The sequence below is a fragment of the Selenomonas sp. ND2010 genome (genome assembly GCF_000702005.1).
Classification (GTDB): domain Bacteria; phylum Bacillota; class Negativicutes; order Selenomonadales; family Selenomonadaceae; genus Selenomonas_A.
Window position 1 is genome coordinate 26263 of sequence record NZ_JNKI01000024.1, and the last position, 13411, is coordinate 39673.

The 13411-nt window shown below is 51.0% G+C and carries 9 protein-coding genes; 1 reads left to right on the plus strand and 8 read right to left on the minus strand.

Going from position 1 to position 13411, the window contains the following annotated elements; translation table 11 throughout:
- Positions 1 to 22: 22 nt before the first annotated feature.
- The 7 genes from T504_RS0109475 to T504_RS0109505 form a co-directional block, all read right to left on the minus strand.
- A complete protein-coding gene (locus T504_RS0109475) occupies positions 23 to 796 on the minus strand; it encodes an HAD-IIB family hydrolase (RefSeq protein ID WP_033170841.1) in 774 nt (257 codons plus the stop codon).
- Positions 793 to 2496, minus strand: a complete 1704-nt coding sequence (locus tag T504_RS0109480) for a glycoside hydrolase family 13 protein (RefSeq protein WP_033170842.1) — start codon at positions 2494 to 2496, stop codon at positions 793 to 795. The genes T504_RS0109475 and T504_RS0109480 overlap by 4 nt, the downstream gene beginning before the upstream one ends.
- A 22-nt stretch (positions 2497 to 2518) precedes the next feature.
- Positions 2519 to 4630: an alpha-glucoside-specific PTS transporter subunit IIBC gene (locus T504_RS0109485; protein ID WP_033170843.1), complete on the minus strand. Its 2112-nt coding sequence runs from the start codon at positions 4628 to 4630 to the stop codon at positions 2519 to 2521.
- Positions 4631 to 4857: 227 nt separating this feature from the next.
- A complete protein-coding gene (locus T504_RS0109490; protein WP_033170844.1) occupies positions 4858 to 5646 on the minus strand; it encodes a MurR/RpiR family transcriptional regulator in 789 nt (262 codons plus the stop codon).
- A 132-nt stretch (positions 5647 to 5778) separates the two neighbouring features.
- Complete coding sequence (locus T504_RS0109495; protein WP_033170845.1) at positions 5779 to 8823, minus strand: efflux RND transporter permease subunit; 3045 nt, start codon at positions 8821 to 8823, stop codon at positions 5779 to 5781.
- On the minus strand, positions 8820 to 9911 hold the full coding sequence (locus T504_RS0109500) for an efflux RND transporter periplasmic adaptor subunit (RefSeq protein ID WP_033170846.1): 1092 nt from the start codon (positions 9909 to 9911) through the stop codon (positions 8820 to 8822). Before T504_RS0109500 ends, T504_RS0109495 begins: the two co-directional genes overlap by 4 nt.
- A complete protein-coding gene (locus tag T504_RS0109505; RefSeq protein WP_033170847.1) occupies positions 9898 to 10380 on the minus strand; it encodes a MarR family winged helix-turn-helix transcriptional regulator in 483 nt (160 codons plus the stop codon). The genes T504_RS0109500 and T504_RS0109505 overlap by 14 nt, the downstream gene beginning before the upstream one ends.
- Positions 10381 to 10605: 225 nt before the next feature.
- Between T504_RS0109505 and T504_RS0109510 the strand changes: the two genes are divergently transcribed.
- Positions 10606 to 11445 (plus strand): menaquinone biosynthetic enzyme MqnA/MqnD family protein, encoded by an 840-nt coding sequence (locus tag T504_RS0109510; protein WP_033170848.1) that lies wholly within the window; start codon positions 10606 to 10608, stop codon positions 11443 to 11445.
- Between the two features lie 83 nt (positions 11446 to 11528).
- On the opposite strand, the gene T504_RS14250 is transcribed toward T504_RS0109510, so the two are convergent.
- Positions 11529 to 12971 carry an ATP-binding protein gene (locus T504_RS14250; RefSeq protein ID WP_072022730.1) on the minus strand — a complete coding sequence of 481 codons (1443 nt, stop codon included), beginning with the start codon at positions 12969 to 12971 and terminating at the stop codon, positions 11529 to 11531.
- Positions 12972 to 13411 lie beyond the last annotated feature (440 nt).

A 13411-nucleotide genomic window follows, 5' to 3' on the forward strand; every position in this document is an offset into this window, starting at 1 on the left:
GGGTTTATGTTCCTGGGGGAAATTAAATATTCGCTTCCAACATGGCACCGACACCAGCATACGCCTTTTGGGCGCGTGCTTTAATGGCATCACGGGCCGTGTCTACGGTAAAACCATGGAAAGCTTCTATCATGGGCAGGTCGTTGATTTCATCACCAATGGTGCAAATCTCCGCGCAGTCCCAACCCATGAGTTCTAACATCTTGCGAATTCCCTGTTCCTTGCTGATTCCCTTTGGGGTAACGTCAAGGCTGCAGCGGTTCGGATAGGCATGAATCACATCGCCATAACGGGCGTTGAGGATTTCTCCCACCTCTGCGGCTTCACTGGCCTCCGGATAACCCAGGGAAAATTGATGGATCTGTGGCAGGCTCATGATGTCCTGCTCCGTAATCGTTTTTATCGTGAAATCCCACTGCTTCGCTTCCCGCGAAATCCACGAGCCTTCGCGCTCATGGTAAAGATACGTCGTATCGGCTGCGGAAAAAGCGAAATGAAACGAGCGGCGTACACCTGGCTCCTTAACCATCTCCGCCAAGGTCCGATGGGGAATCTCGCCCTGCCAGAGCGGCGTGCCATCCGCTCGGCAGATAAGGCCACCATTGTTGCAGACAGCGTAGTCCGATTCGATACCATAAAACTTCAGCTGCGGAGCAAGCATGCCATAGTCACGACCGGTGACTACGCCAAACTTGTTGCCAGCCGCCCGCCAGCGGCGGATTCCTTCCACATCAGCTTTAGCAATCACTTCATTGCGGAACAGCGTTCCATCGTAATCACTGGCGGCAATCTTCATTTCTCCTCTCCTCCTTTCGCATTTTCCATTAGATAACAAACGGCCTCATAAGGTCTTAGAACGCCCTTGGCACTGCCCTCTTGCGAGGATACCAAAAGTTCTGCACCGGCTAATTTTTTCGCATCATAGACGACTTCGTAACTGCTGAAATTGGCCAAGGTCACCGTTTGCCGGCAACCGAAGCGGCGGCGAAATGCATAGACGTCGGGATTGTCCGGCAAAAGCTCCGTATAGTCGCCCTGCTGCAGGACCCCGGCTGCATCGCCAGCCTCTCGGATACGAGCCAATTTGCGGTAGTACAGCAGCGGCGAAGTTTCATCCAGTGCTTCACTTTCCACGCAACAGTTCCGATAATCGTCATGCACCGGCAGCCAAGGCTTTCCTTTGGTGAAGCCAGCCTGACGCCCTTTGGTCCACTGCATCGGCGTCCGGGCATTGTCGCGGCTGTACCGATGGATGACTTTCAGTGCCTCATGAGGAGTCATCCCCTCCTTCAAGGCCAATTCATACTGCCCGTGGGAGGAAATATCGTTATAGGCTTCAATCGTATCCCAAGCGACATTATCCATGCCCAGTTCCTGACCTTCATAGAGGAACGGCGTTCCCCGGAGCGTAAACAGAACCGTTGCGAGCATCTTGGACGTAATCTTCGGGTCCGAATCATCGGGGAAGAAATGCCGCACACTACGGAACTGGTCGTGATTCTCGAAGAAAATCGGATACCAGCCATTATCTGCCGTAGCCTGCTGGCTGGCCGAAAGGACCTCCTTGAGCTTTTTCACGAGTTCTGGCTTCCAGCCCGTAGCATGGCACCAAAGCTCGCCATCGGGAAACTCCAGATTCGTATGGCTGAACTCAAAGAGCATATCAAAAGCGCCCTTTTCCCCCACCCAGTCCTTGAGTTCCTCCGGCTCAACGCCATTGGCCTCCGCCACGGTAAAGATATCGTGCCCATCAAAGACCTCACGGCGGAATTCATGCAGGAAATCCAGGATGCCCGGCGTATCGGCAATCATCGAGTGAATGCTGACCATACCGTCGGCACTATCCGGTTCTCCATCGAGAAATTCCTGCGGCTTTTTGATGTAGACAATCGCATCGATGCGGAAACCACCTACGCCCTTGTCGAGCCAAAAGTTTGCCGCTTCGTAAAGTGCCTGCCGTACCGCAGGATTTTCCCAGTTGAGATCTGGCTGTGCTTCGGCAAAGGTATGCAGGTAATACTGCTGCCGCTCCTCGCACCAAGTCCAGGCACTGCCGCCAAAAATCGAGCGCCAGTTGGTCGGTGCCGAGCCATCCGGCCTAGCATCACGCCAGATATACCAGTCCGCCTTGGCATTATCCCGGCTGGACTTTGATTCTTCAAACCATTTGTGTTTATCGGATGTGTGGTTATAGACCAAATCCATGACAATGCGGATATTGCGCTTTTTGGCTTCAGCAATGAGCTCTTCCATATCCTCCATCGTGCCATAAGATGGGTCAATCGTGGTGTAATCGGCAATATCGTAACCATTGTCTACCATCGGCGACGGGTACACGGGGGTGAGCCAAACGGCTCCGACCCCCAATGTCTTTAAATAATCCAGCCGCTTGGTGACGCCGGGGATATCGCCCTGGCCGCTGCCGGTAGTATCCAAAAAACTTTTGGGATAGATTTGGTATACTACCGTTTTCTGCCACCATTTCATGTCTTTCATGATATCGTACCTTCCTAGGGGATTAGAACGTCAGAATCGGCGTTTCATCAGCGGTAACCTGCTGATCCGGCTGTTTCTTCATCTGCGGATAATCACTGGAGTTCGTGACCGCCATGATAACCGTCGTCTGATAGCCAGCCTCCTTGATTACCTGTGGATCAAACTTGATGAGCGGATCACCGGCTTTGACCTTCACGCCCTGCTTCGTGAGCAGCTGGAAGCCACGGCCGTTGAGTTTTACCGTATCAATGCCGATATGAATCAAAAGCTCAGCACCGTTGTCCAGGCGAAGGCCGATTGCATGGAGGCTTTCTTCCATGACCATCGTGACTTCCGCATCAGCCGGCGCAACAACCGTATCCCCAGTTGGTTCGATTGCCACGCCATCGCCCATCATCTTCTGGGAAAACATATCGTCGTTGACCTCACTCATATCGATGAGATCGCCCGAAATGCAGGCATTGAGTTTCATCGCCAGATTCGCCATCGTCGGCGTTTTGATAGTCTTTTCTTCCGGCTGCTCGCTGATTGCCTCGCCTTTGAGCAATGCATCGAAATAACCGCGGACCTGAGGAACCGAAAGGCCAACGATGACCTGAATGGCATGACCGTTCTTGACCAGGCCAAACGCACCAGCCTTCGTGAACTTGGATACTGGTTTTACTTTATCCGGATCGGCAACGGTCACGCGCAGGCGCGTTGCACAGTTGGTGACTTCCTTGATATTTTCCGGTCCGCCCAGGCAATCCAGGAATACCTTGGCTTTAATCGCCAGAGCATTACCAGCCAGGCCCATATCTTCCATTTCCTTCTTGGCCTTGTACTCGTCCTTGGAAAAGAGTTTATCTTCCACATCATCAGCCGTACGGCCCGGCGTTGCATAATCGAACTTCAAAATCATGAAGCGGAATACCACAAAATAAATTGCGGTGAAGCAGAGGCCAATGCCAATCTGCATGATGTACGTACCCGAATGATACGGGAACAGCGGAATCCAGTTCTGCACGAAGCAGTCGATGAGACCGCCGCCAAAGTTACCGGCCAGGCCAAAGAAGTACAGCGTAGCCGAAAGGGTTGCGGCCAGCAGCGAATGAACGAGATAGAGAAGCGGTGCTACAAACAGGAATGTGAATTCCAGCGGTTCCGTGATACCGCAAAGGACAGCCGTAATCGTCGCCGGAATCAACAGCGCAGCTGTCTTCTTTTTCTTTTCCGGTTTCGCACACATATACATAGCCAGTGCAGCGCCCGGCAAACCGAAGACCTTGGCACTGCCATGCAGGGCAAAGCCGCCCTCCGGGAACATTTCTTTCAAGCTATGTGCGCTCGTAGCAAAATCGTTGAGGTGCTGGAGCCAATACTGCTGGATACCGCCATCGCAGACAGCCGGTCCAAAGATAAACGGCAGATAAATAAAGTGGTGCAAACCAGCCGGCAGCAAAATTCGCTCCGAGAAGGTGTAGGCCCAAACTCCGACGATCCCGCTCGACTTCAGGAAGTCCTGGAAGTTCATGATACCGTGCTGGATAGCCGGCCAAACGACACAGAAGAGCAGGGACAGCGGCAGCATCACCGCAAAACCAACGGCTACGACAAAGGCCGGTCCCTTGAAAATTCCGAGCCAGTCGGGGATATCCGTATCATAGAAACGGTTGTGGAGCCAAGCCGTCACACAAGCGATAAAGATAGCTCCGAGCATGCCCATATCGAGCGTCTTGATGTTGGCGATCATAGCCAGCCCTGTACCAGCGCCAGCGTTCTGACTGTAATCCACCCCGAAGAACGCACCGTTTAGCGTTAAGATACCGGAAATGAAGTAGTTGAAAATCATGTAGATCACGAAGGATTCCATCGCACAACGTGCTGGTTCTTTCTTCGCAAAACCAATCGGCACCGCGATGGCAAAGAGGATTGGCATCTGGGAAAACACCGTCCAGGCGCCCTGTTCCACCACGAACCAGAAGTCATACCAGAGTGTTCCTTTAGCAGCCAGGCTGCCAAGCAAGCCTTCGTTCTTACAAACGATCGATACGGCTACCATGATACCGAAGAATGCGAACAGAATGACCGGCGTATACATCGCGCCGCCAAACCGCTGCATCCCTTGCATGATGCGGTCTTTACTCAAGGACATTTCTTATACCCTCCCATTTATCTGTCTTGAATCAATAAAAGGATTGCTACCAAACATTCGGATGTGTTGGCGTCCTGCCCTGTACATCCTGTAAGATATCTTGTAACCCAAGAATACAAAAAAAAGACCGCGAACGCAATAGGTTCGCGGCCTTTCGGCATTTTACCCCCACGCCGTACCTTGGTACATTTCCTGTACTTTGGTACACGCCCTTATCCACACTGGAATCACGGGGTGTCCAGCGAGCGCCGTTCCAAACTTTCACAGTAAATCCGGTACTTGACGTACCAGATTTCCACCAGCATGAAATACGGCATCATCGACTGGAACGCCGTATGCTCATCATCGTTATCGTAAATCTGAAACCGAGCTGGCGAAACGTAAAGATTGACCGTAGAAAGGCTGGCCAAGGTGTTGTCATGAAGTTTCGTAATCGATATCAACGGCAGTTCACGAATCTGCAGCTGACGGGCAAAATCCACCACAGCCGGAGTCTCTCCCGATAAAGAGACAAAAATAAACAAATCATCCTTCGTGGCATTGCGTATTACCGAACGGAACTCCTCACCCCCCCGAATCTCGTAAATCAGCACATTGTCGTAGAAAAAAAGGCGCTTCAATTCCTGTACCACATTGCTCTGCACATAGCCAGAAGCAAAGGCATAGACGCGGTTTGCCTCACGGATCAGCCGGCTGGCACTATCAAAATTGCGGGCAAAGATTTTTTCCCCGGTCTGATTGTAGAACGCCTGCATATCCTGTAACACATCTTCATGGTAAAAAGATTTGGCCGGTTCCTCCATCTTCATAACCGCCTTCAGTTCACCAAAGCCATCAAACCCCAGCTTTTGCGCAAAACGGACAATCGTCGTGCTCGACACCGCACAGACTCTCGCCAGCTCATGAATCGAAATATGACAGGCCTGCCTGCGGTGCTGGAGAATATACTTCCATATAGCCATATCCGTCTCGTTCAAGTCTTTTCTATGACGGTTGATGATTTCTTCCAATCTCATCGCCGATTCCCCCATTCACGGAATCAATCATAGCATCCTTGCCTTTTTTTGTAAATAAGCTATAATTCAAGTAGTTAAATCGAATATAGTAAATCCCATTGATCCAACTGGAATCAATGGGATTTCGCATTATTACCGATTCGATACCTTATACGCCACGGCATACATCGTCGGCAGGACTAACAGCGTCAGGACTGTCGCTACGAGCAGTCCGCTGGCAATGGCCACGGCCATCGGTCCCCAGAAGGTACTGGCCATCAGCGGCAGCATGCCGAGAATGGCCGCAGCCGCCGTCAGCATTATCGGACGGAAACGCAGGATTGCCGAGTCTATGACAGCATCCCAAGGAGTCTCTCCATCCGCCAGATGTTTTTGAATCTGGTCGATGAGAATGACGGAATTGCGGATTATCATTCCGAAAAGGGCCAGGATTCCCAGTTCCGCCACAAAGCCCATAGCCGAACCAGTCAGCAGCATGCCCCAGGACACCCCGATAAGTCCCAGCGGTGCCGTGAGCACAGTCAGTATCATCTGTTTGGCACTTCCCAGCTGGAACATAAGCAGCGTCATAATGATGAAAATCATCACGGGAACCGGCTGTAACAGGAAGCCAACGCTTTTGTTGCTGTCCTCAAGTGCTCCCGCCGGCTCAATGCTGCAGCCAAACGGCAGATCCTTGCGAAGCTGCTCCGTTGCCTCATAGGCTTTCTTCGTCGCATCGTTAGCCGTACCATCATGAACGTCAGCCTGAACGGTAATCGTCGGCATCAGGTTGCGACGCTCGATAAAGCCATCTTCGGCATCATAGGAAATCTTGGCAATCTGTTCCAGTGGTACATAGCCCGCCTGTCCCAAGTAAATCGGCAAACTCTTCATCTGTGCCAAATCCTTGCGATTTTCATCGGCCAGACGCAAATCGATATCAATCGTGCGATCGCCCTTATAGAACTCGGCCGCCTTCGCGCCAGTCACAGCCGTATAAATCTGCTGCGAGACCGACTGGCTCGAAACGCCCAGCGAGCGCAGTTTATCCTGATCGAGCTCTAAATGCATGACTTTGCTCTTATCGCCCCAGGACGTATTGACGTTGTAGTTATTCGGGTCTTTGGCCACAATGTCTGCGACCTGTTCGGCCAATTCCTTCGTCTGCTCCGTCGTATATCCCGTCACGCGCAGCATCACCGGATAATCAGCCGGCGGACCAGTCTGGATGAACTGAATCTTAGCGCGCACATCGGCAAACTCCTCATTAAACGCCTGGTTGAGCTCCTCGGTGAGCTTCTCACGGGACGCCGTATCCTTGGCGACCAGAACAAACTGCGCGGCATTATCCGTCTCAGCCTTCGGATTGACCGTCAGCACGAAACGCGGCGCATAGCGGCCCACATAATACGAGTAGTTGGACAGCAATTCCTGCCGGTCCTGCAGCCACGAGGACATGCGGTCACAGACTTCCTGGCTGGCAGCCATCGAAGAGCCCTCGGGAAGTTTCATCTCAATCAGGATTTCCGGTCGCGTCGACGTCGGGAAGAATTCCTGCTTGATGAATTTCATCATGCCAACCGAAACGACAAACAAAGCCGCCGTGGCCCCGAGGACGAGTTTCCGATGTTCGAGGAACCAGACGAGCACCTTGCGGAACATCGTATAGAACTTGCTCTGATAGGGGTCGATCTTGCCGTCTTCATCCTTCTTGACCTCTACGCGAATCAAATGGTAGCCAAAAAGCGGTGCGACCATGACCGACACCAGCCAGGAAATCAAAAGCGCAGCCCCGATAACCGGGAAAAGCGCCTGACAGAACTCACTGGCCATGCCTTTGGAGAAGGCAACCGGGATAAAGCCCGAGCAGGTAATGAGCGTTCCTGTCAGCATCGGCTTCGCCGTTGCCCGGAAGGCATAGCAGGCCGCCTCAAAGCGGTTCAAGCCCAGCTCGAGCTTGACGCTCATCATCTCCACCGCGATAATCGCATCGTCGACCAAAAGGCCCAAAGCGATGATAAGTGCGCCCAAGGAGACCTTGTGCAAATCGATGTTCAGCGCATACATGATGAGGAACACCGCACAAAGTACCAGCGGGATACAGCCGGCAACCACCATGCCCGTCCGCACACCCAGCGACAGGAAGCTGACCGCCAAAACGATAACGATGGCCTCGACCAGCGTCTTGACGAAGTCATGGATAGACTGGTCAACCACCTTCGGCTGGTCCGAAACCTGATGGACTTCAATGCCGATAGGAACTTCCTGCTGGATTTCCCCGATTTTCGCCTTGAGATCCTCGCCCAGCTGCAGGATATTGCCGCCATTTTCCATCGACACCGCAATGCCGATAGCCGGCTCGCCATTGTAGAACATCTTCGGTTTGGCCGGATCGACAAACCGGCGCTCCACCGTAGCAATATCGCCCAGGCGGAATACCTTGCCGTTGGCATTGATCGGCATCTCGCGGATTGCCTCCACGTCCTCAAACATGCCGCTGACGCGCAGATAGACGTTGTTAGACTCCGTCTCCACCTCGCCAGAAGCCGTCATCGCATTCTGCGTCTTGAGGGAATTGGCGATGACCTGCGGGCTGATGCCGAGTTCTGCGAGCTTATCCTTCTGGATTTCCACATAGACCTTCTCCGGCTGAACGCCGATAAGCTCTACTTTCTGGACACTCGGAACATTCAGCAGCATGCGGCGCGTCTTTTCGGCATACTCGCGCATCTCCTCATAGTTATAGCCATCGCCCGTAACCGCATAGATAGAGCCATAGACATCATCAAAGCGATCGTTATAGTAAGGCCCATAAACGCCCTCTGGCAAATCCTTTTTGACATCCTCGCAGAAATTGCGGGCATCGCGCCAAGTCGGCCGGATTTGGTCTTTTTGAACCGTGTCCTTTAACTTGACATAAATAACCGTCTGCCCCTCACGGGTTTCACTATTGATGGAATCAAGGCCCGGCGTATCCTGAAGCCGTTTCTCCAGTTTATCCGTAACCTGCTCCTGCATTTCTTCGGCCGTAGCCCCCGGCCAGGCAGCCGTAATGACCATCTGCCGAATGGTAAACTGCGGGTCCTCCATGCGGCCAAGCTGAAAATAGGCCACCAGACCGCCAATAGCCGTCATAATAATGAAGTACCAGACCAACGCCCGATGCTTCAACGATAGTTCCGTAAGATTCGTCATGAGTCTGCCTCCGTCCGAACGGATTGCCCCTCATGAAGCTTATGGACGCCAGCTGTAACCACCACATCGGCAGCATCGAGACCATGAACCAATACCTGATTATCGCCAAAGTCCTCAACCGAAACCGATTTGAGGCTGACCGTATTATCGTCACCGACGACCCAAACCTGCGGCGTATCTCCGTTCTGATAAATAGCCGCCAATGGCAGGACTGCCGAACCGGAATCCCCCTCGCCGCCGCTTATTTGCGGCGCAAACGACACACTGGCCGTCATGCCAAGCTGCATGCCCGTCGGCGGATTCGGTACCGAAATGCGGACGCGATACGTGCGGGCCGCATTATCGGCCATCGGTGCCACCTCGCGGACAACACCGTCCGCCCGGTCATGCAGCGCCCAGAAATTCACGGTCACCGGTGCGCCCACAGCTACATCCGCGACACGGTTTTCCGGCACATTGATTTCGACCTCCAGCTCATTCGTCTGCACGAGCGTCAGCACCGTCTGACCAGCCCCAACGACCTGTCCTTCCTCGGCATTGATTGCCGATACGACACCATTAGCCCCCGCCGTGAGATTGGTATACCCCATGGCATTATGCCCCTGGGCTGCCTGGGCCAAGGCATTCTGATACGAAGCAAACGCGGAATCATAACTTGCCTGATACTGATCCAGCGTTGCCGCCGCCACCGCGTTTTCCTGATAAAGCTGGCTGTAACGCGCCAGATTGCGCTGAGCAAGGTCGAGATTTGCCCGGGCTGAAGCCACCTGCGCATCTCCCTGATTGGCCTTCTGTACCACATCACGACTGTCGATAACCATCAGCACATCCCCGGCACGGACCGGCGAACCGACCTGCACATTGCGGCTCAAAATCTGACCGCCCACTTGAAACGACATATTCGTTTCATAGCGTCCGCGCACGGTTCCCGAATAGGAACTGCTGTCATTGAGTGAGCCACTGCCAACCTGCTGTGTTTTTACCAGCGGTGCTTTCACGGTCTTAGTATCCTTACTGCCGCAACCAACGGCCAAAAGACACACAACCACCAAAAAGCAAGCCAAAAAACTCAGCTTATATTTTTTCATGAACGTCGCCTCCTGAAGGCAAATTTCGCGCGAGTTTCACGAGGTCAGCCTCACAGGCCTTCGTAACCAGCTCGTTAAACCCGTTGAACAAATGCTGGATATCGTCCTGCGTCATATCGCGGACCAGATAATCAATCCACCCCTGAATGATATTGCGCAGGAACTGATGCTGCTCACGGCCGTATTCCGTGAGGAAAATATGCTTGACGCGTCGGTCTGCAGGATCGACTTCCCGATAGATAAAGCCCTTCTCCTGCAGCAGATTTACCGTACGCGTGACCACAGCCTTATCCAGATAAAGCATATTGGCAAGCTCATCCTGTTTCGCACCCTCGTTATCGAAAATACGGATAAGCATGATATATTCCGAGAAGGTAAGATGTAATTTCTGGCAGGCTTCGACTATAAAGAGCTGCGAACGGCGATGAAGAATCGAGAACCAGCGGCCAACATTTACATAATCATCCATAATTATTCCTCCCTAAAATTATCCCTTCCATAATCCCCGTCAATCTTGTTGACTCTATCAAATAATTTTAGCGAACCCCTATCGAAAAGTCAATATTCCTCGCTATTTTCAGATATTTTCTAACCTATATATAATACACAAAGCCCTTGCCAATATTTTTCTGCGCGCCAAAGACATAATCATGTATAATAGAACTACCAATTGCAACGAAAAGGGGGAAAACCTATGAGCTGTCCCAGAGTTGGACATATCAATTTTTTGAACGTGCTGCCACTTACCTGGAGCTATGCCCACGGCGCCGACCAAGGTCTATCCATCACGCGTGGTGTACCAGCTGTTCTCAATAATGACATTGTCAATCACCGCCTCGACGTCAGCAATGTATCGTCAATTGTCTACGCCCGCGACAGTGAAGAGCTTGTCGTCCTGCCGGACGTTTGCATCAGCACGGACGGAGCGGTTCAAAGCATCCTGCTGGTCTCCCGCAAGCCCATCGATGATATAACAGATGACAAAATCATCCTGACGGCAAAATCGGCCACCTCTCACTGCCTGCTCAAAATCATCCTGCGCGGTGCCTATGGCGCGATTCCCAACTACTTCGTGCGTCACATCACGCCCGAGGACCCAATCCCCGAGGACGCGACGGCATCACTGCTCATTGGCGACGACGCCCTCTGGCTCTATCACCATAAACAGCCAGACCTCTACTACTACGACCTGGGCTACGAATGGAAAAAAATGACCGGTCAAAAAATGGTCTATGCCCTCTGGGTTGCCAACAAGACCTTCGCCGAGCAAAATCCTGCGATGCTTCAGCTCGTCTACGACCGCATCCATCGCGCCTTCCAGACCGGAATGGACCACAAAAAAGAAGTCATCGAATCCGCACTGCCGCATAAGCCCTTTACCTATGCGCAGCTCGACGACTACCTCGGCCCCACCATCCATTGGGACCTGACCGACGAATACCTTGAAGGCCTAAAGACCTTCTACCGCCTCGCCCACCAAATGAACCTCATCGAACACATACCAGAAATCAAACTGGCTAACGTAAAACGATAAGTTCATCCCAAACGCACGAAGAAGCCCTCGAACAAGTTTCTGCACTTGTCCGAGGGCTTCTTCTATTCCTATCATACCATAAATCATTCTAGCCCAACCATATCACTATTCGTTTTGTAGAACTTCGTTCTCGATTGTCGACTTGCCAGCAAATAGCCCTGTTCTACTAAATTATTTAACACCTTACTACGCAAGTAACTGGAATTACTAATTCCCAAATAATCCGCTATATTTGCAGCAGTCCGAGCTTGCTTATAGCAATAACTCAACACCTTGTCATCATGATCTGTCCCCTGTGACACAGGAGGATAGTATAACTTCATCCTATTGCTATCCTCCAGTCCTTCCTCATAGGTAAGGTCTGGAAGTACCAGGGTAAAGTGATCGGAAGTCGAGGAAATATACGGCCTATGTCGTTCATCCACCCTTGCATATGCCTCGACAATCTTATCAAACCCAGTTCCTGCCGCCTCCATGACATTACAGGCTACCAACACTGCACAAATGATTTCATTCCTGCGTTTGGAGATAATGTTTGATAAATCATAGGTCACACCAATTTCAGCCCCACGATAAAAACTTCCCGGCGAGGATATTTCCAGCCTGTCGCGAAACATATCGATTTGTATCTGCGTACCATCCAGAAAATAGTCTCTATGCGCTACGGCGTTTATCACACCTTCAAACACAGCCCGCTTGGGGTAAGCATCTATATTGATACGTCCTGTATCCGTCTTTACCAAGGAATGGTTCATTCGTTGATAAACGAAATCACAAATATTTTGGATGCTCTGAACAATATTTCCCTGAAAACGATTAACCGTCACAATACGTTGACTCCCCTTGTTAAAGCCAGAAAATACCGAGCAAGTCACCGCGGTCTTAGCTCCATCATAGTCGTCTGCAAATAGCACAGCACCATTGGTCAACATACCATTTTCATCAAAAAAACCCAACGAACGAAGCGCCTTGTCCGTATATACCTTACCATCATTATGCTCCGCATAAAAATCCAACAACGTCTTAAAATCTTCTCGCCTATAACGAATTTCTGATAACAACGCATCGAACTGAGTATTTTGACTCGCTATGCTCATCTGTATAATTTCTTCATAAGTGGCACCATTCGTAAAGCCATCACGCCGCATATATATGGCTGGAATGTTTTGATATTTAAGAACAACGGGCCGGGTAGGCGCCGTCTCTACCCTTATATGAACGACAAATCGTTCCTTGTCTTTCACGGTATAGCGCAGGAACTCAATTTTCATCGGTGGACGAGGAACTAAATGCTCATTAACCTGATTATTGAAATAATTTCGCTCCTTATCAGCCACCATGCGCTCATAGCCAATAAGTTTATGGGTCTTGTCCTCAACCCCCAAATACATATCTCCCCCAGCTGCGTTGGCAAAACCAGCTATAGTCTTTAGCCACCCCACTACATCATCACGGTTCAATTTCCCCTTATATTCCGTTTGATGATCCTCCAACCGGACACTCGCTGTCAATTCCTCTATAAACATAAACATATCCCCTCACGATAATTGAACTACTTCAATTATACTTCACTGCAACTTCAATATCAACTTCGACGCAACTTCAATGTCGCTTCAATATCATTCAACCTGCCGCCTCGCCCACCAAATGAACCTCATCGAACACATACCAGAAATCAAACTGGCTAACGTAAAACGATAAAAATGAAAAAAGCCCTTTATACTGACATAAAATATAAAAGACTCCATAAGTTAGATTAATCCATCTAACTTATGGAGTCTTTTATGTATTTCTCAACGTAATTTTTACAAATTACAGTTTGCAGGTTCGTATTAGCGAGTTCGTGTTCGAAGCAAGTCGCCGGCGGCGGGGGCCCCAGTACCAACGCTCCACCGGTGACAACCCGCTACAAGAAATTTTTGCCTTTTAATTAAGAGTTGGAAAACAGTTAAACGCGCTTCGCTTG